The following is a 24,576-nucleotide window of genomic DNA, read 5'->3' as shown; positions in this document are numbered from 1 at the left end:
CGGCTCAGTCGAGGCTTTTGCCGACCTGCTCGGCCATGTCCTTCGACAGGCCGGGCGTGCGCATGATCCGCTCGAGCTCGGCGCGCATCAGCTTTGCGCGCCCCTCGTCGAAGCGACGCCAGCGGCCGAGCGGCGGGACGAGCTTCGCGGCGGTCTGCGGGTTGAGCTTGTCGAGGGCGATCAGCTGGTCGGCGACGAAGCGATAGCCCGCACCGTCGGCCGCGTTGAACGCGCGCTGGTTGACGCTAAACGCGCCGACGAGCGAACGCGCGCGATTGGGATTGGCAAGCGTGAAGTCGCGGTGGTGCGACAGTTCGACCACCCGCGCCAGCGTTTCCGGCCGCGACGACAGCGCCTGCGTCGAGAACCATTTGTCGAGGACGAGCGCGTTGCCGGCGTAGCGATTGTAGAAGATGTCGAGCGCGGCTTCCCGCGCCTCGTCGTCGGCGGAATTGACGAGCGTCGTCAGCGCGCCCTGCCGGTCGGACATGTTGTCCGCCGCCTCGAACTGGCGAAAGGCAAGGCTGCTGGCGTCGGCCGCGCCGGAAGCGGCGATATAGCCTAGCGAGACCGTGCGCACGCGGCGGCGCCCCTTGGCGGCAGGCGAATATTCGAAGCGGTCGTCCTGCGCGCCCTCGTACGCGGTGCGCCAATGGTCGGCGAGCGTGCGGCCAAGCTCGCCGCGCAAGGCTTCGCGCGCCTGGTAGATCGCCTCCGGGTCGACGACCGCCAGCTGATCGCCGATGAAGCTGTCTGAGGGCAGCAGCACCGCCTCCGCCACGAACGCGGGATCTAGGTTCGGGTCGGTCAGCGTGTTGCGCACCGCCTCCACCACCGGCGCATGATCGGCGCGGCCGTGGCGAACGGCTGCGACGAGCGTGTCGAGCATCAACTGCTGCATCGCCTCGTAACGCGCGAACGGATCGTCGTCGTGCGCGGAGAGGAAGGCGAGTTCGGCCGCGCTGCGGTCGGTCTCGACGATCACGGGGGCGGAGAAGCCGCGGTTGATCGACAGGACGGGCGGCTCGGTCACCGTCTCGAACGCGACCTCGGCCTCGCCGTCCTTGAGGAGGACGAGCTGCTCGGTGCCGAGCGCGCTCGCGGTCTCGCTGCCGAACAGCTTGAGGCGGAGCGGCAGGACCATCGGGTCCTTGGCCGGCTGACCCGGCGTAGGCGGGACGGTCTGGCGCAGATAGAGGTGCGCGCGGCCGCTGCCGACCTCATGCTCCAGCCGCGCCGAGACGCGGGGGGTGCCGGCCTGCGAATACCACAGGCGGAACTGCGACAGGTCGACGCCGCCGGCATCCTCCATCGCGCACACGAAATCCTCGACCGTCGCGGCGGTGCCGTCATGGCGATCGAAATAGAGGTCGCTGCCCGCGCGAAACTTCTCGGGGCCCAGGATCGTGGCCATCATGCGGATGACCTCGGCGCCCTTGTTGTAGATCGTAGCGGTGTAGAAGTTCGAGATTTCGAGATAGGCGTCGGGGCGGACGGGGTGCGCCAGCGGCCCGGCATCCTCGGGAAACTGCGCGGCGCGCAAAGACCGCACATCCTCGATTCGCTTGACCGCGGCCGATCCCTGATCGGCGGAGAAGCTCTGGTCGCGATAGACGGTGAAGCCCTCTTTGAGGGAAAGCTGAAACCAGTCGCGGCAGGTGACGCGGTTGCCCGACCAGTTGTGGAAATATTCGTGCGCGACGACCGCGGCCACCGCGTCGTAATCGTAATCGGTCGCGGTGTCGGGATCGGCGAGGATGTAGCGGCTGTTGAAGATGTTCAGCCCCTTGTTCTCCATCGCACCGAAGTTGAAGTCGTCGACCGCGACGATGTTGAACACGTCGAGATCGTATTCGCGGCCATAGACATCCTCGTCCCACCGCATCGAGGTCTTGAGCGCCGCCAGCGCATGGTCGGTCTTGGCAAGATCGGGCGAACGCACCCAGATGCCGAGTTCGACCGCGCGGCCCGAGCGGGTGACGAAGGTGTCGCGATTGGCGACGAGGTCGCCGGCCACCAGCGCGAAGAGGTAGCAGGGCTTCGGGAACGGATCGTCCCACTCGGCGAAGTGGCGTCCGCCGTCCAGATCGCCCGCGCCGACCGGATCGCCGTTCGCCAGCAGCACGGGGAAGCGCGCCTTGTCCGCGCTCATCCGCACCGAATAGCGGGTGAGCACGTCGGGCCGGTCGGGAAAATAGGTGATGCGGCGAAAGCCCTCCGCCTCGCACTGCGTGCAAAGGAGGCCGCCCGAAGCGTAGAGGCCCATCAGCTGGGTATTGCGCTCGGGGTGGATCAGTACCTCGGTCTCGACGCGGTGCCGCTCGCCGGTCAGCGCGATCGCAATGCCGCGGTCGGTCGCCTGCCACTCCGCGGGCTGGCCGTCGACGGTGATCGACAGCGGCTCCAGCCCGTCGCCGTCCAGCTGCAACGGCGCATTGTGGTCGCCGCTTCGCTCCACCTCCAGCACCGCGCGCACGCGTGTCGCGGCAGGGTCGAGGTCGAAGTCGAGCGCGATGCGCGGCACCTGCCATTCGGGCGCGCGGTAATCGGCGCGGCGGACCGCACGGGGGGCAATGGGGGCGTTCAGGGCATCGAGCATGGCGAAGGAGTTAGGCCGTCCCCCGCCCCGCGGCAATGGCGCTTACTTGATTCGATAAAGCCTGAGCGGCGAGGTCGGCGGGAGCAGGATCGGCTCGAGGAACGGGAGCAACTGGCCGCGCGCGATCTGCGCATAGAAACCGTTCTTCGACCGCGCGCGATAGACCGTCGTCTCCGCCATGTTGGGACAGGTGAGGAGCAACGTCGCGCCATGCGCCTTCGCGATGCGATAGAAGGTCGCGGGCGATCCCTGGAACGCGTGATGCACGTCGAGGATCGCGTCGCCGTTGCGATGGTAAGGCCCGGCGATCGCATTGTGGTGCGTCAGCGTGATGAGCCGCGGCCCCAGGTCGACATGCGTGAACACCGTCTGCGGCGGCAGGCGGTCGAGCGGGCGCATCGCCGGGATCGTCGCGCACCGCTGGTTCGCCTTGCCCACGCGCTGCTGCATCGCATTGGGCCGGTCGATCGGCAGCCAGCGGATCATGAGACCGGCGAACAGCCCCGACACGATCAGGAAGCCGCCAACCGTGCCGATCACGCGCACGGGCATCAGCCGGTGATGGAGCAGCCACGGAAAGATCACCCAACCGAGCGCGGTGGCGCCGGGCACCGCCAACAACTGCGCTGCCGGTCCCGCGCGCACCTGCCAGAGGAGGAGGCCACAAGCGAGCGCGGTGAACAGCATCACCGGCACCCAACCGGCCAGCCGCGCCGCATCGCCGCGCGCGCGCCACGTGGCGAAAATCGCGCCGATGAGGCCGACGACGGGCAGCGCCGCGATCGGGAAAGCGGTGCGCAGCGGATGCTTGTAGATCGGTCGCGCTTCGCGGACGTTGTTGAGCCAGGTGCGCGCCAGTTCCTCCGACACCCCCTCCGGCCGCGACAGGCATTGCGGGAACAGGCTGGCGAACGCCCCCGCCAGCAGCCCGCCGGCGATCAGCGCGAGCACCAGCCGCAGTTCGCGCCGCGCCGGGTTGACCACCGCGAGCGCGAGGAGCAGCGCCCCGCCCGCGACCGTCGCCGACAGCCACACCGGCGTCAGCGCGTCGCAGCGCATCGCATAATTGGCGTTGGAGGCGAACAGGACGAAGCCGATCGCGCTGCCGCCCGCGAGCGCCGCGCCGTATGCGGCCATGCGCGGCGCCTCTGCCCGGTCCCACACCCAGCGGAGGGCCAGGATGCCGCCGGCGCCCACGGCATAGGGCAGCATCTCCAGCCCGATCGACAGCGAAAAGGCACTGGCGCCGCCGACGATCGCGCCGCCCCGCGCCTTTTTCGGGTCGGCGAGCGCCGCGACCGTGACGGCAAGCGCGGCAAGCTGCCAGCCGTGATGGTCGATGCGCGTCGGCATGTACATGAGCAGCGTCGCCGAACAGCCGAACAGGAACACCAGCGCCAGCGGCCACGCGCGCGCGTCGATCAGCCGCCGGGCGGCGACGGCGACCGCGGTCATCGCGATCGAGAAGGGCAGAAGCGGCGCAATGCCCACCGCCAGCCGCTCTGCCCAGGCCGGCGTCGTGAACAGCCGGAAGAACAGGATCAGCCCCGCGATCGGCAGGTCGACGATCCGGCTCCAGTGGATATTGAACCCGCCCGGCGGATTGAGCCGGTATTGCGTGAGGTCGTACCAGCCCTGTCCATTCATCCACGCGCGCACCTGCATCAGGCGCATATTGTCGTCGGTGTCGGACAGCGCGAGCCAGTAGATGCCGCCCCAACGCTGCCACAGGAACCAGCCCGCGAACACACCCCAGGCGAGCAGCGTCCAGCGCAGCCAATGATGGCGGAGTTGGACGTCAAGGAAGTCGCGCTGCATGTCGGGCTTTTCTCGGGGAGCGTGGGACGATAGGGCGGCCCCTACTCCGAAGTGCGTAAAGGGCAAGTGCGTGGGGGCAAGTAGGTGACAGGCGTGGCGGGCGGCATCGAACGATTGAGGGAAGCGCCGATCGTCGGGCAGCTGATGCGCTTCCTCGTTGCCGGAGGAATCACGACGGTCCTCTATACCGCGGTTTACCTGCCGCTCGCGATGTGGGTGTTCGGGCGCGAGCGCGCGGTATTGGCGGTGCCGTTCGCCTTTGCCGTCGCGGTGACGGCGGGGTTCTGGCTGCACAGCAACTGGAGCTTCAAGGGGCACGGGACGCGGTCGGAAGGGCCGGGGCAACGAGCGAAGTTCGTCGGGGTGCAGGCATCGGGCCTCCTCATGCACGCGGCGATCACCTGGTTCGTGACCGATCGCCTCGGTATGCCCGCCTGGGCGCCGCTGATCCCGGGGCTGATCCTCGTCCCCCTCGTCACTTTCTTCCTCAACCGTCAGTGGGTGTTTCGCTAAGCCATGGATCGCATCGTCTACGACCGCATGGCGGCCCACGACACCACCCACTGGTGGTATCGCGCGCGCCGCGAGATCCTCGCCGACTATCTGACGCGGGAAGCGGCGCTGCCGAAGGGTGCGCGCATCCTCGAGATCGGCTGCGGCACCGGGCACAACCTGCCGATGCTGGCGGGGTTCGGCGAGGTGGATGCGATCGAGATCGATCCCGCCGCGCGCGGGTTCGCGGCCGAACGGCTGGGCAAGCCGGTGGGCGACGCCCCCCTCCCCGCGCTCACCGGGGTCGAGCGTAGCGCTTACGACCTCGTCGCCGTCCTCGACGTGGTCGAGCATGTCGAGGACGACGTGGCGGCGCTGAAGGGTATGGCCGAGGTGCTGAAGCCCGGCGGCGCGATCCTTGTCACCGTGCCCGCGCATCCGTGGATGTGGTCGGCGCACGACACGGTGAACCATCATCACCGGCGTTACTCGAAGGGAACGCTGGACAAGGCGATCCGCGACGCGGGGCTGCGCCATAACGGGCTGCGCTATTTCAACTCGCTGCTGTTCCCGGTCGCGGTCGCGGCACGCGTGGCGGGCAAGCTGACCGGCAAGGACGACAGCGACGATTCGCCGCCCGCCGCGCCCGTCAACAAGGCGCTGGAGGCGGTGTTCCGGCTGGAGCGGCACCTGGTCGGCCGCGTGCCGCTGCCGCCGGGGTTATCGATCATTACGCTGGTCCGGAAGTAAGTCAGAAGAAGAAGCGGGATCCCGGATCAAGTCCGGGATGACGGGATCGGCGAGCGCATCCTCCAACCAAGTCCGTCACCCCGGGCTCGACCCGGGGTCCCGCTTCTTCCTGCTCCTACTGGCTTCTACCGCACCACCCGCGTCACATGCCCCATCTTGCGGCCCGGCCGCGCCTCGTGCTTGCCGTAGAGGTGGAGGTGGAGGCCGGGCTCCGCCGCCAGCGCCGCCCACCGCGCGGCGTCGTCGCCGATCAGGTTGGTCATGCTCACCGCCGTCCCCGTCAGCCGCGTGGGGCCGAGCGGCAGGCCGAGGATCGCGCGCGCATGGTTCTCGAACTGCGAGGTCTCCGCCCCCTCGATCGTCCAGTGCCCTGAATTGTGAACCCGCGGCGCCATCTCGTTGAACACCGGGCCATCGCTGCCGGCAAAGAACTCCAGCGTCAGCACGCCGACATGGCCGAGCGCCTCGGCCACGCGGCCGGCGAGCGTCGCCGCCTCGGTCCATTGCGCGGCGATTTCGGCGGGCGCGGGGAGCGTCGAGGTGTCGAGGATCCCGTCCTTGTGGACGTTGCGCGGCGGCGGGTAGCTGACGGTGCGGCCGTCCAGACCGCGGGCGATGACGATCGAGAATTCGTGCTCGAAGTCGACGAACCCCTCGAGGATCGCGGGCCCACCGCCGATCGCATCCCACGCGGCATCGGCATCGGCGGGCGAGGCGAGCCGCGCCTGCCCCTTGCCGTCATAGCCGAAGCGCGTGGTCTTGAGGATCGCGGGGCAGCCGATGGCGGCGATCGCGGTGTCGAGCGCCGCACGATCGGGCACCTCCGCCCAGCGCGCGGGGCGACCGCCAAGATCCTCGACGAACCGCTTTTCGGAGACGCGGTCCTGCGCGACCTTCAGCGACTTGGGCGACGGCCGGACGGGGACGAGGTCGCCCAGCCGCTCGATCGGCGCCGCCTCGACATTCTCGAACTCGTAGGTGACGACGTCGACCTGGGCGGCGAACGCCGCCAGCGCCGCGTCGTCGTCATAGGCCCCCTGGGTGAAGGCGGGGGCCACGTCGTTCGCGGGGCCGGTTTCGGGCGCATAGATGTGGCAGCGATAGCCGAGCTGCGCGGCGGCGATGGCAATCATTCGCCCGAGCTGGCCCGAGCCGAGGATGCCGATGGTCGATCCGGGGGGCAGCGTTTCGGTCATTGCGGGCTGTCGGGCACCTTGTCGGTCTGTGCCTGCCGCCACGCGACCAGCCGGTCGCGCAGCCCCTCGTCGTTCAGCGCGAGGATCGAGGCAGCCATCAGCCCGGCATTCGCGGCCCCCGCCTCGCCGATCGCCAGCGTGCCGACGGGGATGCCGGCGGGCATCTGGACGATGGAAAGCAGGCTATCGAGGCCCGAGAGCGACTTCGACCGGACGGGCACGCCGAGCACCGGCAGGTGCGTCATCGCCGCGACCATGCCGGGCAGGTGCGCCGCGCCCCCGGCCCCCGCGACGATCACGCGGATGCCGCGCCCCTCGGCCTCGCGCGCATAGGCGACCAGCCGGTCGGGCGTGCGGTGGGCGGAGACGACGCGCGTCTCGTGCGCGATCCCCAGCGTTTCGAGCATTTCGGCGGCGCGCGACATGGTTTCCCAGTCCGACGTGCTGCCCATGATGATGCCGACGAGCGGTTGGCTCACAGTCTTTTCTCGCCCCCGAACGGGAAAGCACGGCCCCTAACGGGGTGCGATCGAAAGGGCAACGTGGTTCAGACCCGGAAGCCGTCACCCCGGACATGTTCCGGGGTCCACCGTGCCAGCATCGGCAACAGCGCGATTTGAAAGGTGACCCCCGGAACAAGTCCGGGGTGACGGATGAGGATTATGGCCCTTCGCCCTCCGGCGGCAGCGGTTCCTCGTCCTCGGGGCGGCGGCGGTCGGGGAGGAAGCGGTCGCGGTCGATCTCGACCGCGCCGTCGCGGCCGACGCGGACGCCCAGGTCGTCGAGCTGGCGCTGCACCTCGCCCGGCAGCGTGTCGACGCCGTTGCCGATCGCGTCGATCAGGTTGCCGACATCGTCGCCCGCATCCTCGATCACGTCTTCGATCACCGGGTCGGGCCGCCCCGCCGCGCTCGCGCCGGTCGCGCGCATCATATAGTCGCGCCAGATCCGCGCGGGCAGGCCGCCGCCCGACAGGCCGGCATTGGGCGTATTGTCGTCGTTGCCGACCCAGACGCCGGTGACGATCCCGTCGGCATAGCCGATGAACAGCGCATCGCGATTGTCCTGGGTCGTCCCGGTCTTGCCGAACGCCTCGACCGACAGGTTCGCCTGCCGCCCCGTCCCCTCGCGGATCGAGGCGGCGAGCAGCGTGCGCAGCCCGGCAAGCTGGTCGGCGGGAATCTTGCGCGTGTCCAGGCCGAGCTTTTCGAGCCAGCTCCCCTCGGGCGGCTGGGCAAGCCCGCGCGGGCGCACGGGCGCCTCGCCCGCCGCGACCGCGGCATAGGCGGCGGTCAGTTCGAGGAGTGATACCGACGAGGTTCCGAGCGCGATCGTCGCCTCGTTGGGGATCGGAGTGGAGATGCCGAGGTCGCGCGCCGCCTTGATGACCGCCTTCGGCCCCACCTGCTGCGTCAGCCGGGCGGAGGCGACGTTGCTCGACCGCGCGAACGCCTGGGAGAGGCTGATCTCGCCCAGATAGCGGCCGTCGCTGTTCTTCGGGCTCCAGTTGCCGATCGTCACCGGCTTGTCCTCGACCGTGTCGTCGGGAGTCATCCCCGCGCGCAAGGCGGCGAGATAGACGAACAGCTTGAAGGTCGAACCCGCCTGTCGCCGCGCCTGCGTCGCGCGGTTGAACGGGCTGTTCGCATAATCCTTTCCGCCGACCATCGCGACGATGCGGCCGTCGGGGCGCATCGAGACGAGCGCCACCTGCGCCTGCCGCAGCCCCGCCGAGCCGACCGCGCGGATCGCCGCGCGCTGGAGCCGCATTTCGAGCGTGGTCTTGACCGTCTGGTCCGCGCCGATCGCACCGGCCTGATCGCGGGCCTGCGGCAGCACCCAGTCGGCGAAATAGGTGCCGGTCGGCAGCCGCTTCGACCGCGCGACCTTGAGCCGCGCGGGTTGGACCGCCCGCGCCTCGCCCGCGGTCAGGTAGCCGGCGTCCTCCATCGCGGCGACGACGATTTCCTGCCGGTCGCGCGCGCCCTTCAGGTTCTGCGTCGGGGCGAGGCGGCTGGGCGCCTTGACCAGCCCCGCGAGCATCGCCGCCTGTCCGGTCGTCAGTTCGTCGGCGTCGCGGCTGAAATAGTGCCGTGCCGCCGCCTGAAGCCCGTACACATTGTCGCCAAAATAGACGTTCGAGAGATAGCGCGAGAGGATTTCGTCCTTCGACAGCCATGCCTCCAGCCAGAAGGCGATCATCACCTCACGCAGCTTGCGCGCGAGCGTCCGGTCGCTGCTGAGGAACGCGTTCTTCGCCAGCTGCTGCGTGATCGTGCTGCCGCCCTGCGAGCTGTTCGAGGTGAAGGTGTTGTTGACGAACGCACGCAGGATACCGCGCGGATCGACGCCCAGGTGGCTGCGGAAGCGGCGGTCCTCGATCGCGAGGAACGCGCCGGTCACGTGCGCGGGCAGCTTCGTCGCATCGACCGGCTTGCCGATCTCCGCCCCGTGGCGCGCGATCGGCTCGCCCTCTGCCGACAACAACGTGATCGAGGGCGGGACCGGCGGTTCGAGCGATTTGGACAGGGGCGCGGTGATCGCCAGCCAAATGATCGCGATGACGATGAGCACGATGACGACGCCCAGCCCGCGCGCCACCCAGCGCATCGGGCTCGGCCGCCAGCCGGGCGGCAGCGGGGGCGGCGGGCCGCCGGTGCCCGTGGTGTCGAACCCCGCAGGTGCAGGACCGGCGGGTTCGGGCGGGGCGGGCGGCTGGCCCCAGGCGTCGTAGCTGTCGATGCGCATCGGAAATACTGTATTACCGCGCCAACACACTGGACGCAATCGCGCTTATCGCACGCAGCCGATGCGCTCGGCAATGGCGCGGGCGTCAGGCCGCCTCGTGCGTCCCCAGCATGTCGGCGGCGCGGCGCGTGGCGGCGGCGGTGTCGCCCGCCAGCCGCTTCACCTCGGCCGCGACCACGCCGAAGCCGCGCCCCGCGTCCCCGGCCTTTGCCGCCTCGATCGCGGCATTGAGCGCCAGCATGTTGGTCTGGCGCGCGATCCCCTCGATCGCGATCACGGTCTGGCGCAGTTCATCCAGCATCTTCTCGCGCTCGGCATCGCGATCCGCCAGCGCCGCCTGCAGCCGTTCCGCCTCGGCCAGCTGAGACGACACGGTGCGTTCGAGCTGCACCTGACGCGTCACGTCGGTCGCCATCTTGAGCACGCCGATCGGCTGCCCCTCGCGCCCCAGGATCGGATTGTAGGTCGCGTGCAGCCACAATTCGCGCCCGGCCGCGTCGACCCGGCGATAGGTCCCGCTGTCATATTCGCCCGAGCCGAGCTTGCGCCAGAAGGCGGCATAGTCGGGCGATGCCGCCTCCGCGGCGGTACAGAAGATGCGGTGATGGCGCCCGATGACGCTTTCACGCGTATAGCCGGTCAGCCTGAGGAACTTGTCGTTGGCGTCGACGATCTCGCCCGTCGGGGTGAACTCGACGATCGCCTGGCTCTTCAGGATCGCCTGCCACACCGCCTTGCCACCGAACCGGATCGCCAATGGACCTCTCCCCTCCCCCGCCGATTACGCAGAAATGGGCAAGCGGACGGTTAACGAACCGCGAATGTTCATTTTCGTACAAAAGGGGTCGGAACGGATGATCCGGCACCTTTGGAATCTGGGCGGTGGCATCGCGATCCTGCTGGGCTTCATCGGCGTGTTCCTGCCGATCATGCCGACGGTGCCGTTCCTGATCCTCGCCGCCTTCTGCTTCACGCGCGGCAGTCCGCGGTTCGAGGCGTGGCTGCTCGCGCACCCGACCTTCGGCCCGCCGGTGGTGGCGTGGCGGGAGCGCGGCGCGATCCCGCGGCGGGGCAAATGGGCCGCGACGATCGGGCTTGCGGGCAGTGCAGCGCTGGGGTTCGCGTTCGTGCCCTGGCCTTACAGCCCCACTCCCGCGCTGATCGCGATGGTGACGCTCAGTTGGATGTGGAGCCGTCCCGACGCGTGACGGCCGCGCGGATCATGTCCGATGTCTCGCGGCTACCGTCGTGGCTCCAGCCGGGTTCGCGGAGCAGATAGCCGAGCTTCGATCCCCACGGTGCGCGCCACATGTCGCGGGCGATCCCCGCCCATTCGTGGAACGCGGCCCACAGAACGTTGAAGCTGCCGAGATCGTGGACGAGGCCGTAGCGCACGCGCTCGCCCTCATGCTCCGGCTCGAACGTCCCGAACAGGCGGTCCCAGACGATAAACACGCCGGCATAGTTGCGGTCTAGATAGCGCGGGTTCGCGCCGTGGTGGACGCGGTGGTGGCTGGGCGTGTTCATCACCGCCTCGAACCACCGGGGCATCCGGCCCACCGCCTCCGTATGGATCCAGAACTGGTAGACGAGGTTGAGGCCCGCCACGAAGAAGATCATCGCCGGCGGGAAGCCAACCAGGAACAGCGGCAGCCGGAACAGGAAGCCGAGGCTGAAGAACCCCGTCCATGTCTGCCGGAGTGCGGTCGACAGGTTGTAGTGCTGGCTGGAGTGGTGGACGACATGGCTAGCCCAGAACAGCCGCACGCGATGCGCCGAGCGGTGAAAGACGTAATAGGCGAGGTCGTCGAGGACGAAGGCGACGACGAACCAGTACCATGCCCAGCCGATGTCGAAGAGGCGGAAGCCGTGGACCCATGTCGCGATGGCAAACACCGCCCCGCCCGCGAGCACCCCCGCGACGGTGCTGCCGAGCCCTAAGAGCAGCGAGGTCAACGTGTCGCGCGGGCAATAGCGGGTAGCGTCGCGCCGCTTGGCGATCAGCATCTCGATCAGCACGAGTACGACGAAGCCGGGGATCGCGAGCGTGACGGGATCGGGCAAGTGCGGTGCCATCGCCGGATTACTTACACCGCTGTCAGCGGCGGCTCAATGCACGGTCGGCCGCTGCGCCAGCGCTTCGGCCTGTCTCACCTGATCGTCGGTGACGCCGAACAGCGCGACGCGGCCGAACATCGCCTCGCCGCTGTCGATCGCCACCCCCTCGACCGCGGGCGCGAGGGTGAGCGGCGGGATAAGGCGGCGGACCGCGACGCGCGCGCCGTGGCGCTTCAGCAGCGCGAGCGTGCCGTTGCCCGCAACCAGCGCGCCCTCGCCATTGCCGCCGACCAGTGCATGGCGCGCCTGGAACCCGACCAGATGCTGTTCGGCGAGACGCATCGCCGTCGCCGGATCGGAAATGTCGATGTCACCGAGCCGCAAATGCCGGGCGATCGCGGCGAGCGCGAGCACCGCGACCAGCGACCCGGCGAGCATCTGCCAGCTCATGCGCGGCCCGACAGCGCGTCGAGCATCGGGCGCAGGCCGGAAAGGTTGTACCCCGCCCCTGCACCACTTTCAGTGATCGCATCCGGGTCGCCACCCGCCTTCGCCTGCGTCAGCGCCCACAGGTTGCAGGAGCGCGTGCCCGAGCGGCAATAGGCGAGGACGGGGCCGTCCGCTGACCGGAGCGCGTCGGCCATCGCGTCGATCTGCGGGTGGCTGAACCCGGCATGCGTGATCGGGATCGAGGTGTAGGCCAGCCCCGCCGCCTCCGCCGCCGCGCGCATGTCGGCGTCGCTCGGCTGGCCGGGCTCCTCGTCGTCGGGGCGGTTGTTGACCACCGCCTTGAAGCCCAATGCCGCGATGTCGGCCAGTTCCTCGGGGAAGAGTTGCGGGGCGACGCTCACCTGGTCGTCGATACGGCGGATGTCGGGCATGGGAGTCTCCTTTGCCCCCGCATCTATGCGTGCGCGGCGATCACCTCAAGGAAGGCGGGGCCATAGGCGTCGAGCTTGCGCGCGCCGATGCCGGTGATGCGGCTCATTTCGGTCAGCGTGGCGGGCTTCGCCATCGCCATGTCGCGCAGCGTCGAATCGTGGAAGATCACGTAAGGCGGCAGGCCGGTTTCCTGCGCGATCTCGCGCCGGCGGGCGCGCAATGCCTCGAACAGCGGATGGCCCACCGGGTTCGCGGTCGCGCCCGTGCTCCCGCGCCGGCCCTTGCGCTCGCGCTTGGGGGGCACGATCAGGCGCAGCTCGGCCTCCCCCTTCAGGATCGCGCGCGCGCCGGGGCCGAACTCCAGACCGCCATGCGGGTTGGCGCGGATCGCGTCACGCAGCATCAGGGCACGGCCGACGGGCTTGAGGAGCGCGACCTCCTCCCCCTCGACGATGCCCCAGACCGACAGGCGCTCGTGCCCGCTCGTCAGGCTGCGGTCGGTCGACTTGCCCGTCAGCACCTGCTCGATATAGCCGGTGCCGAACATCTGGCCGGTGCGGAACACCGCCGACAGATATTTCTGCGCGACGACGGTGGCGTCGACGGTCGCGGGGGGCGTGAGGCAGTTGTCGCAATTGCCGCAATGCGCGGGCGGATCCTCGCCGAAATAGCGGAGGAGGACGGCGCGGCGGCACTCCGCGGTTTCGACGAGGCCGGCGAGCGCCGCCAGCCGCGCCTGTTCGCCCGCGCGGCGATGCGGCTCGACCTCGGCGATGCGCTGGCGGGCGCGGGCGAGGTCGTCGGCGCCCCAGAACAGGTGCGCGACCGCCGGATCGCCGTCACGGCCCGCACGGCCGGTTTCCTGATAATAGGCCTCGATCGACTTCGGCAGCCCCGCGTGGGCCACGAAGCGCACGTCGGGCTTGTCGATCCCCATGCCGAACGCGACGGTGGCGGCCATCACCATGTCCTCGGATGCCACGAACGCCGCCTGGTTGGCGGCGCGCACCGCGGGGTCGAGCCCGGCATGATAGGCGCGCGTCGGGCGGCCCGAGGCGGCGAGCGCCTCGGCCAGCTTCTCCGTCCCGGCGCGCGTCTGCGCATAGACGATGCCCGGCCCGTCCGCCTCGGCGATCACGTCCATGATCTGGCGCGTCGTGTTGTCGCGCGGGGTGATGGCGTAGCGGATGTTCGGCCGGTCGAAGCCGGCGACGATCAGGCCCTCCTGCGGGATGCCGAGCTGGTCGAGGATGTCGGCGCGCGTATGCGCGTCGGCGGTGGCGGTGAGCGCGAGGCGCGGCACCTGCGGAAACTGGTCGAGCAGGGGTTTCAGCAGGCGATAGTCGGGGCGGAAGTCGTGCCCCCATTCGCTGACGCAATGCGCCTCGTCGATGGCGAACAGGCAGAGCGGCGCGCTGCCCAGCAATTCGCGGAAATGCCCGGTCGAGGCGCGTTCGGGGGCGATGTAGAGCAGGTCGAGCGCGCCGGCGCGGAAACGGTCGATCGTCTCGGCGCGGTTGCTGTCGGCGCTGGTCAGCGTCGCCGCGCGGATACCCACGGCTTCGGCCGCGCGAAGCTGGTCGTGCATCAGCGCGATCAGCGGGCTGACGACGACGCAGGTGCCGGGGAGCATCACGCTCGGCAACTGATAGGTCAGCGACTTGCCCGCCCCGGTCGGCATCACCGCCAGCGTCCGCTGTCCCGCGAGCACGCGGCCCACCACCTCGGCCTGCACACCGCGAAACTGGGTGAAGCCGAACGTGGCATGGAGGACGTCGAGGGGGTCGGGCATGGCGTGCCCTTAGCAAGGATTGGCGCGGGGGGAACGGGTCCGCGGCCCCGGCGAAACACCAGCGGCTTATCAAAACGACTAGCGAGACTCTGCAAAGATACTGTTAGGGTGGGTGGATGCATCCATTTCCGCCCAGTGACCAGCTTCAAGGATTCGTTGGCGACTCGATCGCCCAAGTCTGGCTTGATCCGTTCGCAGTCCAATTTCGTTTCAAAAGCCAACGCCATCTGACAGCCGAACTTCGTCTCGAACATCAAGAAGCGGATGGCACGTGTTGGGTGTATTCTTGCGAAGCAGCCGGCGGCCCGCCGCTGGTTCTTCACCGGCTCTTATACAAGGCGATCGTTGCAGTCGAGCGGGATGAGCTTTGTCTAACGTTTAGGTTTGACGACGGTGCGTCTCTCACGATTCTCTCGGACTTAGGCCCTTACGAAGCGGGCCATATTGTATAGCCGGAAACAGGTTTCGCTGTTTTCTGAAGCTTTGCGCTATCCCACCACCCCCCGCACGAACGCCGCCGTCACCTCCGCATGCGTCACCGGCAGCATGTGGCCGCCGTCGACCAGTTCCAGCCGGCAGCCGGGGATCGTCGCCGCCGTCGCCCGCCCGTGCATCTCGGGGTCGAGCACCGCGTCGCCGCGGCCGAACAGGATCGCGCTCGGCAGCGATAGTTCGCCGTAGTGCGCGGCCATCCAGGCGACTTCGGGCTTGGCGTTCATCACCTCGAACGATCCGGCGCGATAGCTTTGCGGGCGGGCGGACAGCGCGCCGCCGCCCTTCGTCACGAAATCGTCGGGGACGGCATCGGGCGCGAACACCATCTTCGCGACTGTAGGCCCGGTCAGCGTGGCGCTCGGCACCGCGAGCGTCCAGGACAGGACCTCGCGCACGCCGGGGGGCGAGACGAGGCCGGCGAACTGCGGCGGCGCGGTCTCGACCGGCTGGGTCAGCGGCGCGATCAGCGCGAGGCCGGCGAAGCGGCCCGGCGCGGCGAGCGCGGCGGCGAGGCTCACCGCGCCGCCCAGCGAATGGCCGACCAGCAGTGGCTGCTCCAACTCCAGCGCATCGGCGACCGCGACGACCGTTCGCCCCTGTTCGAGGATGTTGGGCCGCCGCCCGGTCAGCACCGAATGGCCCCAACCCGGCCGGTCGATCGCGACGATGCGATAGTCGGCGGCGAGCTTGTCGGTCAGCGCATATGTGAAGTTGCGAAGCTGACCCATCAGGCCGTGGACCATCAGTAGCACCGGCGCGTCGCGGGGCCCGAGATCGACATAATGGATGCGTGCGCCCTCGACCTCAACGAACTTGCCGTCCGCGGGCACCGCCCGCTCCGCCGCGCGCGCGCCGAGCGCCGACCAGAGCGCAAGGCCGCCGCCGATCGCGCCCGCGGCGATCGCGGCGATGCCCCAGGGGTTGGTGCGCTGCTTCTCGGCCATCACGTGCTCCCTCATTCGGCGGCGAGCGCTTCCTCGCGCTCGCGCGCCTGGCGCGTCCACATCTCGGCATAGATGCCGTTCGCGCGCAGCAATTGCGCGTGGGTGCCCTGTTCGGCAACCCTCCCTTCCTCCAGCACGACGATACGGTCGGCATGGACGACGGTCGACAGGCGGTGGGCGATGACGATCGTCGTACGCCCGCGTTCGATCGCCTCGAGCGTCGCCTGAATCTCCGCCTCGGTCCGGCTGTCGAGTGCGCTGGTCGCCTCGTCGAGGATCAGGATCGGCGGGTTCTTGAGCAATGTGCGGGCGATCGCCACCCGCTGCTTCTCGCCGCCCGACAGCTTCAGGCCGCGCTCGCCGACACGGGTCTGGTAACCGTCGGTCAGGCTCTCGATGAAGTCGCCGATCGCCGCGCCCCGGGCGGCGTTGGCGATCTCCTCCTCGGTCGCGCCCTCGCGGCCATAGGCGATGTTGTAGCCGATGGTGTCGTTGAACAGCACCGTATCCTGCGGCACAATGCCGATCGCGGCGCGCAGCGTCTCCTGCTGGACCCGCGCGATATCCTGTCCGTCGATCAGGATGCGGCCCGACTGCACGTCGTAGAAGCGGAACATCAGCCGCGCGATCGTCGACTTGCCCGCCCCCGAATGGCCGACGATGGCGACCGTCGCGCCAGCGGGTACGTCGAGGTCGATGCCCTTCAGGATCGCGCGGTCGGGCTCGTAGCCGAACACGACATTCTCGAACCGCACGCCCGCATCGCCGACGACCAGCGGCGGCGCGCCCGCCACGTCGCGCACCTCCGCCCCGGTATCAAGCAGGTCGAACATCGCGCCCATGTCGATCACCCCCTGCCGGATGGTACGATACACCCAGCCGAGCATGTCGAGCGGACGGAACAGCTGGCTGAGCAGCGTCGACACCAGCACCACGTCGCCCGGCGTGAACCGCCCGGTGGACCAGCCCCAGGCGATCACGCCCATGCCGATCGCCAGCATCCCGTTGGTGATGACCGACTGGCCGATGTTGAGCCAGGCGAGGCTGTTCTCGCTCTTGGTCGCGGCGTTGGCATAGGCGTTGACCGCGCGCTCGTACCGCTCGGCCTCGCGCCGTTCGGCATTGAAATATTTCACCGTCTCGAAATTGAGGAGCGAGTCGACCGCGTGCGCGACCGCGCCGGTGTCGAGGTCGTTCATCGCCTCGCGCAGCTTCTGGCGCCAGTCGGTGACGATCCGCGTGAAGGCGATGTAGATCACCACCATCGCCAGCGTCGAGGCGACGAGCCACCAGCCGAACCGCGAGCCGAAGATCTGGAGCACCATGCCGAGTTCGAGGATCGTCGGCGCGATGTTGAACAACAGGAAATAGAGCATCGTGTCGATGCTCTTGGTCCCCCGCTCGACCACCTTGGTGATCGCGCCCGTGCGCCGCTCCAGATGGAAACGCAGCGACAATTGGTGGAGGTGCCGGAACACCGCCGCCGCCAGCCGCCGGGTCGCGTCCTGTCCCACCCGCTCGAACACCGCATTGCGGAGGTTGTCGAAGAGGACGGTGCCGAGCCGCGCGGCGGCATAGCCAATGACGAGCAGCACGATCAGCGTCGCCGCGCTGCGATCCCCGCTCGCCATCCCGTCGACCGCGCCCTGCAACGCGAAGGGCGCGCCGTAGACCTGCACCAGCTTCGATGCGAGAACGAAGACCATCGCGACGATGATGCGCGCCTTCAGCCGCGGCGATCCCTTGGGCCAGAGATAGGGCAGAAAGCGTCGGACCGTCGGGATCAGCGGGCGCTCGACGGTCGAACCGGTGGTGTCGATGGGTGGCATGCGGCCTCGTATCTGGGGTCAAGCGCCCGGCGATGCAACACAGGTGAAAAACGCAACCGTTCGCCGTGACTTGCGTTGGAGAAGGCGAAAGGAAGGACCGATGGAACCGCTCTATTTCGTGATGGCGATCATGGGCTGCGGCGATGCCGGCGCCGCGTGCGAGCAGGCACGGGTCGAGCCGGTCCGCTATCGCACCGCGCTCGAATGCCAGGCGGCGATGCCCGGCGTGCTGGCACGCAATTCGGACCTGTCCTTCCCCGAGATCACCGGCGCCTGTCAGCAGCAGGGCCTGCGGATGGCAAAGACCGGCGGTCGTTCGCGCGGCTGACGCCTTATGGCGCGGCGGTCGCCCATGTCGCCGTCAGCGTGTCGCCGTTGCGCACCGTTCCCGCCGTTGCCATGACGCCCGCGCCGGTCAGCGTATTTACAGCGGCCTCGACCGCTGGCTGAGGACCGCTGAGCGTGATCGGCACACCAGTTCGCGTGCCTGCCCACGCAAGCAATGCGAGCCCTGTTGCGTCAGGCACGCCTTCCGCCAGCGGCACGCCGGGCAACGCGGTCAGCGGTGGCACGAGTTCGACGCGCCAGCCCGGCGCAATCGTCGCGACGCGCGCCTCTAGTGTGCGATAGGCGGCCAGCGTCGCCCCCTCCAACGGCTGAGCCCGCACGACCGCATGGCGCTGCTCGGCATCGATCAGGATCGACTCGCGCGGCGCACCCGATACGAGCGCAAGTTGCTCGATCAAACGCTCGGCCGTGCGGTCGCCCAAGCGGCCGGCGGCGTTGGCGATCTGTGCCTGCTCGGCCTCTGCCCCGGTACCGACGCGGTACTGGTCGATCGTGACGGTCACGGGCCGGTCGGTGCGCTGACCGAGCACGGTGGCGGCGTGCTTCTCGGCCGCGGGGTTCAGCTTCGGCGTCAGCACCGTCGCATCGATACTGATGCGGTCGGCGGCGTAGACGATATCGACTTGGCTGAGGCGTGCGTCGGCCCCGAATTCGGCGGTCAACACTTCACGCGCCTGCCGGGTGAACAGCGATTCCCAGGCGATCTGGCGCAGCGATACGCCGAGCGGCAGTGCCAGCGCGGCGAGCGAGCCGAAAACCAGCACCGTCTGCACCAGCGTATGCTGCGGCGACAGGTGCGAGCCGAAGCCGTGCAGCCGCGCGATCATCGCCGCCGACAGCGCGATCGTCATCAGGTTCGTGACGAACAGGAGAAGCGCACCGCCGAACACCGTCCAGTTCTGCGTTGCAAGGCCGAAGCCTACCACCGCGAGCGGCGGCATCAACGCGGTGGCGATGGCGACGCCGACCACTGTCCCCGCCCGCCCGTGAATGACTGCATAGGCGCCGGCGAGCGCCGAAAAGAGTGCGACGACGAGATCGAACAGGTTGGGCCGAGTGCGCGCCGCGATCTCGTCGGTCACATTCTGAAGCGGCGACAGCGCGACGACGAGCGCGGTAAAGCCCACCGCCAGCACCGTGCCGAGGATCAACGCGGCAAAGCTCGCCCGGATTTCGGGCCAGTCGAACGTGGCGAGGCCAAAGCCCAGACCGATGATCGGCCCCATCAGCGGCGAGATCAGCATCGCGCCGATGACCACCGCCGGCGACGACAGGAGCAGGCCGAGCACCGCGATCCCCGCCGACATGAGGATCATGAACGCATAGCGCCCGTTCCACCCGGCATCGTCGCGCACCTGCGCCAGCACGCTTTCGTGATCGACGTCGCGGCGGACATGCGCGCGCCACCAGCGGCGAATGGCAAGCAACGACGGGCGACGACGAGCGGAAACCGACATGTGTCGACCGTTAGGGGCTTTGCCGCACGACGACCAGTGCATAGGGACGGGTAAGCAGGCCGAACAAAGGGGACGAACAATGGCGGTCAAGCTGGTCCGACCCTCGGCGTCGGCGCTGCGGCGTTTTCTGCACAGCGAGGCGACGGGCGGGATCGTCCTGATCGTCGCGGCGGTGCTGGCGCTGGTCGCCGCCAACCTGCCTGCGACGCGCGAGGCCTATTTCCACCTGCTGCATCATGAAACCGGCCCGGTCATCAGTCCCAAATACGGGCCGATGACGGTGCATCTGTGGATCAACGACGCGCTGATGGCGGTATTCTTCCTGCTCGTCGGGCTCGAGATCAAGCGCGAGATGGTCGACGGACGGCTGGCGAACTGGGAGCGGCGGCGGCTACCCGTCGTCGCGGCGGCGGCGGGGATGATCGTGCCCGCGATCGTATATCTCGCGACGACGCGCGGCGACCCGGCGCTGACCGCGGGCTGGGCGATCCCGGCGGCGACCGACATCGCCTTTGCGATCGGGGTGCTGGCGCTGCTCGGCAAGAAGGCGCCCGCCTCGCTGAAACTGTTCCTGACCACGGTCGCGATCGTCGACGACATGGGCGCGGTGGTGGTCATCGCGATCGCCTATACCGCCGGCATCGGCTGGGGGTGGCTGGCGGCGGCGGCGGGCGTGCTGGCGGTGATGATGGCGCTCAACCGGCGCGGGGTGCTGGCGCTCTGGCCCTATCTGATCCTCACGCTGCCGCTCTGGCTGTTCGTGTTCAATTCGGGCGTCCATGCGACGGTGGCGGGCGTGCTGGCGGCGATGGCGATCCCGATCGTCAAGTCGCCCGCCGCGCCCGATGCGGTCGATTCGCCGCTCCACCGGCTGGAGCATGAGCTGCACACGCCGGTCGCGTTCGTCATCGTGCCGTTGTTCGGCTTTGCCAACGCAGGCGTATCGTTCGCGGGACTGTCGCCGGCGGTGCTGCTGAAGCCGCTGCCGCTCGCCATCCTGCTAGGGTTGTTCGTCGGCAAGCAGGTCGGCATCTTCTCGGCGATCTGGGTCGCCGATCACACCGGCTTCGCCGCGCGGCCGCACTGCAGCTGGCGTCAGATCTGGGGCGTGTCGATGCTCGCGGGCATCGGGTTCACGATGAGCCTATTCATCGGCGGCCTCGCCTTCCCCGGTAACGAACTGCTAGTGGACGAGGTAAAGATAGGCGTGCTGGCGGGGTCGGTGGTGTCGGCGCTGGCGGGCTTTATAGTGCTGGCGACGGTTAAAGCTCCGAACCGGTTCACTTCCGCACAATAAACACAGACATAGTCTGAAACGGATCGTTCTCATCATCGAGTTGCGCAATTTGCGCACTACAATGTCTCAATGGACATCTCGACTGGCAACGCCGCACTCTTCAGCCTGCTAGGCGTCGCGTTGGGTGGCGGCCTGACGATTGCAAGGGACCAAGCGCAGCGCTGGCGGGAACGGCGCGCACTCCGATCTGGACTGCGCGGGGCGTTGACCGCCTTGCTTGATGTAGTCGAAGCGCGGGGTGTTCGACGGCACCTTGATAATAGCGCGCAAGAGCTTGAGGACGTCATCCGGCGCGGCGACGGACATCGCAAGGTCTACTTCCCCCAGATTCCCGCCAACAACGACTACTTAGCCGCGTTCGACAAGCTTATTCCGAGTATCGGGCTCCTGAACCGCAGGGAGGCCCACCGATTTCTTCGTTTCATCAATTTTGCGAAATCATCGACAGAGGTGCTGATTTTTCGTCCCGGCGTCAGTTTCGGCATCGCGCCCGCGAGTGAGATGATCGAGACGATCCGTAGCGAAGCGCGCGTCATGGATTTGGCCATCGAAGCCGGAAGGGCCATCCTCGAACGGCGGGAGGAAGCACCCGCGCCGTTTAGACAACGCGATCGGCCGCGTCGCAAATTCTTCGCCGCCGTCTCGCCGCCGGTGGTACCGCCGATCGCGGGACGACCGGAGGACCGGGAGGACTAACCGCCCTCCCGGCCATTCAGTTACAGTTTTTCGGTCAGTTCCGGCACGACCTTGAACAGGTCGCCGACGAGGCCGAGGTCGGCGACCTGGAAGATCGGGGCGTCCTCGTCCTTGTTGATCGCGACGATGACCTTCGAATCCTTCATGCCGGCCAGATGCTGGATCGCGCCCGAGATGCCGACCGCGACATAGACTTCGGGGGCGACGATCTTGCCCGTCTGGCCGACCTGATAGTCGTTGGGGGCATAGCCCGCATCGACCGCCGCACGGCTCGCGCCGACGCCGGCACCGAGCTTGTCGGCGAGCGGGTCGATCAGCTTGTGGAACTCGTCCGACGAGCCGAGCGCCCGGCCGCCCGAGACGATGATCTTGGCGCTGGTGAGCTCGGGCCGCGAGGACTGCGCGATCTCGGCGCCGACGAAGCTCGACACGCCGGCATCCGCGCCACCGCCGACCGCCTCGATCGTGCCCGACCCGCCCTCGGCCGCCGCCTTCTCGAACGCGGTGCCGCGCACGGTGACAACGAGCTTCTTGTCGGCGGTCTTGACCGTCGCGATCGCGTTGCCGGCATAGATCGGCCGTGTGAACGTATCCGGCCCCTCGACCGACAGGATGTCGGACAGCTGCATCACGTCGAGCAGCGCGGCGACGCGCGGGGCGATGTTCTTGCCCGTGGTGGTCGCCGGCGCGACGAACGCGTCGTGGCTGTCCATCAGGTCCGCCACCAGCGGCGCGACGTTCTCGGCGAGCGCGTGCGCGAACGGCGCGCCGTCGGCGACGTGCACCTTGTCCACGCCAGCGATCTTCGCCGCCGCCTCGGCGACGCCGCCGACATTCTCGCCCGCGACGAGGAGGTGGACTTCGCCCAGCTTGGCCGCGGCGGTTACCGCCGAGAGCGTGGCATCCTTGACGGCCTGACCGTCATGCTCGACCCAAACCAAGGTCTTCATTTCGATGTTCCTCTGATCCGTTGTGCCGGCAGGCTTACTTGGCGACGCCCATCGCCTTGAGCTTCATGACCAGCTCGTCGACATTGGCGACCTTGGCGCCGGCCTGGCGCTTGGCGGGCTCGGCGACCGAGACGATCGTCAGGCGCGGGGCGATGTCGACGCCGTAGTCGGCGGGCGTCTTGGTCGCGAGCGGCTTGGACTTGGCCTTCATGATGTTCGGCAGCGTCGCATAGCGCGGCTCGTTGAGGCGAAGGTCGGTGGTGACGATCGCGGGGAGCTTGAGGCTCACCGTCTCCAGCCCGCCATCGACCTCGCGCGTGACCTTGGCCGTGTCGCCTTCGACCTCGACCTTGCTGGCGAAGGTGCCCTGCGCCCACCCGGTCAGCGCGGCGAGCATCTGGCCGGTCTGGTTCGAATCGTCGTCGATCGCCTGCTTGCCGAGGATGACCAACTGCGGCGCTTCCTCGTCGACGATCGCCTTGAGGATCTTGGCGACGGCGAGCGGCTCTACCTCGGTCTCGGCCGTCACCAGGATCGCGCGGTCGGCACCCATGGCAAGCGCGGTGCGCAGCGTGTCCTGCGCCTTGGGAACACCGATCGACACCGCGACGATTTCACTCACGACGCCCTTTTCCTTCAGGCGGATCGCTTCCTCGACCGCGATCTCGTCGAACGGGTTCATGCTCATCTTGACGTTGGCTAGGTCGACGCCCGACCCGTCCGCCTTCACCCGCGGCTTCACGTTGTAGTCAAGCACGCGCTTGACGGGCACGATGACTTTCACCGGTGGCTCCACTTCCTGAAATACGTGTTTTCGAGTTTCGGGTTACGACCGTTTCTGGCCATTCCGACGCCGTTTCGCAAGTCCGGTACGGCTGGACCGGGTTGCCGTAGCGTCAAACGAAAGGGGCCGGGGCGTCGCCGCCCCAGCCCCCGTTCAACGCGATTCGGGCAGAAGGGTTCAGGCCGCCTTCTGCACCTCGGCGACGATCTTCTTCGCCGCATCGCCCAGGTCGTTCGCCGGCACGATGGCGAGGCCCGAATTGGCGAGGATCTGCTTGCCCTGCTCGACGTTCGTGCCTTCGAGACGGACGACCAGCGGGACCGACAGGTTCACTTCCTTCGCTGCGGCGACGATGCCGTCGGCGATGATGTCGCACTTCATGATCCCGCCGAAGATGTTGACGAGAATGCCCTTCACCGCCGGATCGGAGAGGATGATCTTGAACGCCGCCGTCACCTTCTCCTTCGAGGCGCCGCCGCCGACGTCGAGGAAGTTGGCGGGGAACATGCCGTTCAGCTTGATGATGTCCATCGTCGCCATGGCGAGGCCCGCGCCGTTGACCATGCAGCCGATATCGCCGTCGAGCTTGATGTAGGCGAGGTCGTACTTCGACGCCTCCAGCTCCATCGCGTCCTCTTCGGTGGTGTCGCGCAGTTCCATCAGGTCCTTGTGACGGAACATCGCATTGCCGTCGAAGCCGACCTTGGCATCGAGGACCATCAGCTTGCCGTCGTCGGTGACGGCGAGCGGGTTGATCTCGATCTGCTCGGCGTCGGTGCCGAGGAACGCGTCATAGAGCTTGGCGGCGACGTTCGCGGCCTGCTTGGCGAGGTCGCCCGACAGGCCGAGCGCAGCGGCGACGGCGCGGCCGTGATGCGGCTGGAAGCCGGTCGCGGGATCGACCGAGAAGCTGTGGATCTTCTCCGGCGTGTCGTGCGCCACGGTCTCGATATCCATGCCGCCCTCGGTCGAGACGACATAGCCGATGCGGCCGGTCGCACGGTCGACGACGAGCGCGAGGTAGAATTCCTTGGCGATGTCGACGCCGTCGGTGACGTAAAGGCGGTTGACCTGCTTGCCCGCGTCGCCGGTCTGGATCGTCACCAGCGTGTTGCCGAGCATGTCGGTCGCGGCCGCGCGAACCTCGTCCTCGGTCTTGGCCAGGCGGACGCCGCCCTTGGCGTCGGGGCCCAGTTCCTTGAACTTGCCCTTGCCGCGGCCGCCGGCATGGATCTGCGCCTTCACGACATAGAGCGGTCCGGGCAGCTTCTTCGATGCCTCGACGGCTTCCTCGACGCTCAGCGCGGCAAAGCCGGCGGGAACGGGAACGCCGAACTTGGCCAGCAGCTCTTTCGCCTGATATTCGTGAATGTTCATCGCGCGGGTATCCTTCCTCGCAGGGGCGCCGCATCGCGGGCGCGAAACGGGACGCCCTAAGCAC

Annotated in this window: 22 protein-coding genes; 6 read left to right on the top strand and 16 right to left on the bottom strand. The window is 68.3% G+C overall.

Translation table 11 applies throughout. The annotated features are described in order from the left end of the window. Positions 1 to 4: 4 nt before the first annotated feature. Complete coding sequence (pepN, locus tag FHR19_RS07945) at positions 5 to 2,599, bottom strand: aminopeptidase N (protein WP_184026724.1); 2,595 nt, start codon at positions 2,597 to 2,599, stop codon at positions 5 to 7. Between the two features lie 42 nt (positions 2,600 to 2,641). Next, positions 2,642 to 4,417: an AcrB/AcrD/AcrF family protein gene (locus tag FHR19_RS07940; RefSeq protein ID WP_184026721.1), complete on the bottom strand. Its 1,776-nt coding sequence runs from the start codon at positions 4,415 to 4,417 to the stop codon at positions 2,642 to 2,644. Positions 4,418 to 4,501: 84 nt separating this feature from the next. Between FHR19_RS07940 and FHR19_RS07935 the strand changes: the two genes are divergently transcribed. Both FHR19_RS07935 and FHR19_RS07930 read left to right on the top strand, forming a co-directional pair. Beyond that, on the top strand, positions 4,502 to 4,930 hold the full coding sequence (locus FHR19_RS07935; protein ID WP_343053208.1) for a GtrA family protein: 429 nt from the start codon (positions 4,502 to 4,504) through the stop codon (positions 4,928 to 4,930). A gap of 3 nt (positions 4,931 to 4,933) precedes the next feature. Then, positions 4,934 to 5,659 carry a class I SAM-dependent methyltransferase gene (locus tag FHR19_RS07930; protein WP_184026719.1) on the top strand — a complete coding sequence of 242 codons (726 nt, stop codon included), beginning with the start codon at positions 4,934 to 4,936 and terminating at the stop codon, positions 5,657 to 5,659. A gap of 125 nt (positions 5,660 to 5,784) precedes the next feature. On the opposite strand, the gene FHR19_RS07925 is transcribed toward FHR19_RS07930, so the two are convergent. The 4 genes from FHR19_RS07925 to FHR19_RS17850 all read right to left on the bottom strand — a co-directional run bounded on the left by FHR19_RS07925 (position 5,785) and on the right by FHR19_RS17850 (position 10,360). Further along, complete coding sequence (locus FHR19_RS07925) at positions 5,785 to 6,855, bottom strand: 5-(carboxyamino)imidazole ribonucleotide synthase (RefSeq protein WP_184026717.1); 1,071 nt, start codon at positions 6,853 to 6,855, stop codon at positions 5,785 to 5,787. Then, positions 6,852 to 7,307 (bottom strand): 5-(carboxyamino)imidazole ribonucleotide mutase, encoded by a 456-nt coding sequence (gene purE / locus FHR19_RS07920; protein ID WP_184027638.1) that lies wholly within the window; start codon positions 7,305 to 7,307, stop codon positions 6,852 to 6,854. The genes FHR19_RS07925 and purE overlap by 4 nt, the downstream gene beginning before the upstream one ends. Positions 7,308 to 7,515: 208 nt before the next feature. Continuing rightward, complete coding sequence (locus FHR19_RS07915; RefSeq protein ID WP_184026715.1) at positions 7,516 to 9,603, bottom strand: transglycosylase domain-containing protein; 2,088 nt, start codon at positions 9,601 to 9,603, stop codon at positions 7,516 to 7,518. An 85-nt stretch (positions 9,604 to 9,688) separates the two neighbouring features. Then, complete coding sequence (locus FHR19_RS17850; RefSeq protein ID WP_184026713.1) at positions 9,689 to 10,360, bottom strand: PAS domain-containing protein; 672 nt, start codon at positions 10,358 to 10,360, stop codon at positions 9,689 to 9,691. Between the two features lie 97 nt (positions 10,361 to 10,457). Here FHR19_RS17850 and FHR19_RS07905 point away from each other — a divergent pair, with 97 nt between their 5' ends. Further along, complete coding sequence (locus FHR19_RS07905; RefSeq protein WP_184026711.1) at positions 10,458 to 10,811, top strand: YbaN family protein; 354 nt, start codon at positions 10,458 to 10,460, stop codon at positions 10,809 to 10,811. Here FHR19_RS07905 and FHR19_RS07900 read toward each other — a convergent pair. The 6 genes from FHR19_RS07900 to FHR19_RS07875 form a co-directional block, all read right to left on the bottom strand. Further along, positions 10,780 to 11,679 (bottom strand): sterol desaturase family protein, encoded by a 900-nt coding sequence (locus FHR19_RS07900; protein WP_184026708.1) that lies wholly within the window; start codon positions 11,677 to 11,679, stop codon positions 10,780 to 10,782. The genes FHR19_RS07905 and FHR19_RS07900 overlap by 32 nt on opposite strands. Positions 11,680 to 11,712: 33 nt before the next feature. Further along, positions 11,713 to 12,111, bottom strand: a complete 399-nt coding sequence (locus FHR19_RS07895) for a hypothetical protein (RefSeq protein WP_184026706.1) — start codon at positions 12,109 to 12,111, stop codon at positions 11,713 to 11,715. Then, positions 12,108 to 12,542, bottom strand: coding sequence for a protein tyrosine phosphatase family protein (locus FHR19_RS07890; RefSeq protein WP_184026704.1), 435 nt, complete (start codon positions 12,540 to 12,542; stop codon positions 12,108 to 12,110). The genes FHR19_RS07895 and FHR19_RS07890 overlap by 4 nt, the downstream gene beginning before the upstream one ends. A gap of 23 nt (positions 12,543 to 12,565) precedes the next feature. Beyond that, positions 12,566 to 14,335 carry a DNA helicase RecQ gene (gene recQ, locus FHR19_RS07885; RefSeq protein WP_184026702.1) on the bottom strand — a complete coding sequence of 590 codons (1,770 nt, stop codon included), beginning with the start codon at positions 14,333 to 14,335 and terminating at the stop codon, positions 12,566 to 12,568. Between the two features lie 488 nt (positions 14,336 to 14,823). After that, positions 14,824 to 15,774, bottom strand: a complete 951-nt coding sequence (locus tag FHR19_RS07880; RefSeq protein ID WP_184026700.1) for an alpha/beta fold hydrolase — start codon at positions 15,772 to 15,774, stop codon at positions 14,824 to 14,826. Positions 15,775 to 15,785: 11 nt separating this feature from the next. Continuing rightward, the gene (locus tag FHR19_RS07875) at positions 15,786 to 17,603 is read right to left on the bottom strand and encodes an ABCB family ABC transporter ATP-binding protein/permease (RefSeq protein ID WP_184026698.1); all 1,818 of its coding nucleotides are present in this window, start codon (positions 17,601 to 17,603) and stop codon (positions 15,786 to 15,788) included. 100 nt (positions 17,604 to 17,703) lie between these two features. On the opposite strand from FHR19_RS07875, the gene FHR19_RS07870 reads away from it, so the two are divergent. After that, a complete protein-coding gene (locus tag FHR19_RS07870) occupies positions 17,704 to 17,931 on the top strand; it encodes a hypothetical protein (RefSeq protein WP_184026696.1) in 228 nt (75 codons plus the stop codon). 4 nt (positions 17,932 to 17,935) lie between these two features. Here the strand turns inward: FHR19_RS07870 and FHR19_RS07865 are convergent, their stop codons facing one another. Then, on the bottom strand, positions 17,936 to 19,408 hold the full coding sequence (locus FHR19_RS07865) for a DUF389 domain-containing protein (RefSeq protein WP_184026694.1): 1,473 nt from the start codon (positions 19,406 to 19,408) through the stop codon (positions 17,936 to 17,938). A 79-nt stretch (positions 19,409 to 19,487) separates the two neighbouring features. Here FHR19_RS07865 and nhaA point away from each other — a divergent pair, with 79 nt between their 5' ends. Both nhaA and FHR19_RS07855 read left to right on the top strand, forming a co-directional pair. Beyond that, positions 19,488 to 20,705, top strand: coding sequence for a Na+/H+ antiporter NhaA (gene nhaA / locus FHR19_RS07860; RefSeq protein ID WP_184026692.1), 1,218 nt, complete (start codon positions 19,488 to 19,490; stop codon positions 20,703 to 20,705). A 69-nt stretch (positions 20,706 to 20,774) separates the two neighbouring features. After that, entirely contained in the window at positions 20,775 to 21,401 is a 627-nt protein-coding gene (locus tag FHR19_RS07855) for a hypothetical protein (protein ID WP_184026690.1), read from the top strand. A 20-nt stretch (positions 21,402 to 21,421) separates the two neighbouring features. Here FHR19_RS07855 and FHR19_RS07850 read toward each other — a convergent pair whose 3' ends face one another. The 3 genes from FHR19_RS07850 to sucC form a co-directional block, all read right to left on the bottom strand. Next, positions 21,422 to 22,351, bottom strand: coding sequence for an electron transfer flavoprotein subunit alpha/FixB family protein (locus tag FHR19_RS07850; RefSeq protein WP_184026688.1), 930 nt, complete (start codon positions 22,349 to 22,351; stop codon positions 21,422 to 21,424). A gap of 34 nt (positions 22,352 to 22,385) precedes the next feature. Next, positions 22,386 to 23,135, bottom strand: a complete 750-nt coding sequence (locus tag FHR19_RS07845) for an electron transfer flavoprotein subunit beta/FixA family protein (RefSeq protein ID WP_184026686.1) — start codon at positions 23,133 to 23,135, stop codon at positions 22,386 to 22,388. A gap of 177 nt (positions 23,136 to 23,312) precedes the next feature. Next, positions 23,313 to 24,512 (bottom strand): ADP-forming succinate--CoA ligase subunit beta, encoded by a 1,200-nt coding sequence (gene sucC / locus FHR19_RS07840; RefSeq protein ID WP_184026684.1) that lies wholly within the window; start codon positions 24,510 to 24,512, stop codon positions 23,313 to 23,315. Positions 24,513 to 24,576 lie beyond the last annotated feature (64 nt).

Source organism: Sphingomonas yantingensis, assembly GCF_014199325.1.
In the GTDB taxonomy this organism is placed as follows: Bacteria; Pseudomonadota; Alphaproteobacteria; order Sphingomonadales; family Sphingomonadaceae; genus Sphingomonas; species Sphingomonas yantingensis.
The sequence above is the reverse complement of the archived record's forward strand: the minus strand, read 5'-3'. Positions and strand labels throughout refer to the sequence as shown.

Bases quoted from the DNA above. Each gene is read 5' to 3' on its own strand.
- pepN (WP_184026724.1), bottom strand. From the start codon at position 2,599: ATGCTCGATGCCCTGAACGCCCCCATTGCCCCCCGTGCGGTCCGCCGC.
- FHR19_RS07940 (WP_184026721.1), bottom strand. From the start codon at position 4,417: ATGCAGCGCGACTTCCTTGACGTCCAACTCCGCCATCATTGGCTGCGC.
- FHR19_RS07930 (WP_184026719.1), top strand. From the start codon at position 4,934: ATGGATCGCATCGTCTACGACCGCATGGCGGCCCACGACACCACCCAC.
- FHR19_RS07925 (WP_184026717.1), bottom strand. From the start codon at position 6,855: ATGACCGAAACGCTGCCCCCCGGATCGACCATCGGCATCCTCGGCTCG.
- purE (WP_184027638.1), bottom strand. From the start codon at position 7,307: ATGGGCAGCACGTCGGACTGGGAAACCATGTCGCGCGCCGCCGAAATG.
- FHR19_RS07915 (WP_184026715.1), bottom strand. From the start codon at position 9,603: ATGCGCATCGACAGCTACGACGCCTGGGGCCAGCCGCCCGCCCCGCCC.
- FHR19_RS07905 (WP_184026711.1), top strand. From the start codon at position 10,458: ATGATCCGGCACCTTTGGAATCTGGGCGGTGGCATCGCGATCCTGCTG.
- FHR19_RS07900 (WP_184026708.1), bottom strand. From the start codon at position 11,679: ATGGCACCGCACTTGCCCGATCCCGTCACGCTCGCGATCCCCGGCTTC.
- FHR19_RS07895 (WP_184026706.1), bottom strand. From the start codon at position 12,111: ATGAGCTGGCAGATGCTCGCCGGGTCGCTGGTCGCGGTGCTCGCGCTC.
- FHR19_RS07890 (WP_184026704.1), bottom strand. From the start codon at position 12,542: ATGCCCGACATCCGCCGTATCGACGACCAGGTGAGCGTCGCCCCGCAA.
- recQ (WP_184026702.1), bottom strand. From the start codon at position 14,335: ATGCCCGACCCCCTCGACGTCCTCCATGCCACGTTCGGCTTCACCCAG.
- FHR19_RS07880 (WP_184026700.1), bottom strand. From the start codon at position 15,774: ATGGCCGAGAAGCAGCGCACCAACCCCTGGGGCATCGCCGCGATCGCC.
- FHR19_RS07875 (WP_184026698.1), bottom strand. From the start codon at position 17,603: ATGCCACCCATCGACACCACCGGTTCGACCGTCGAGCGCCCGCTGATC.
- FHR19_RS07870 (WP_184026696.1), top strand. From the start codon at position 17,704: ATGGAACCGCTCTATTTCGTGATGGCGATCATGGGCTGCGGCGATGCC.
- FHR19_RS07865 (WP_184026694.1), bottom strand. From the start codon at position 19,408: ATGTCGGTTTCCGCTCGTCGTCGCCCGTCGTTGCTTGCCATTCGCCGC.
- nhaA (WP_184026692.1), top strand. From the start codon at position 19,488: ATGGCGGTCAAGCTGGTCCGACCCTCGGCGTCGGCGCTGCGGCGTTTT.
- FHR19_RS07855 (WP_184026690.1), top strand. From the start codon at position 20,775: ATGGACATCTCGACTGGCAACGCCGCACTCTTCAGCCTGCTAGGCGTC.
- FHR19_RS07850 (WP_184026688.1), bottom strand. From the start codon at position 22,351: ATGAAGACCTTGGTTTGGGTCGAGCATGACGGTCAGGCCGTCAAGGAT.
- sucC (WP_184026684.1), bottom strand. From the start codon at position 24,512: ATGAACATTCACGAATATCAGGCGAAAGAGCTGCTGGCCAAGTTCGGC.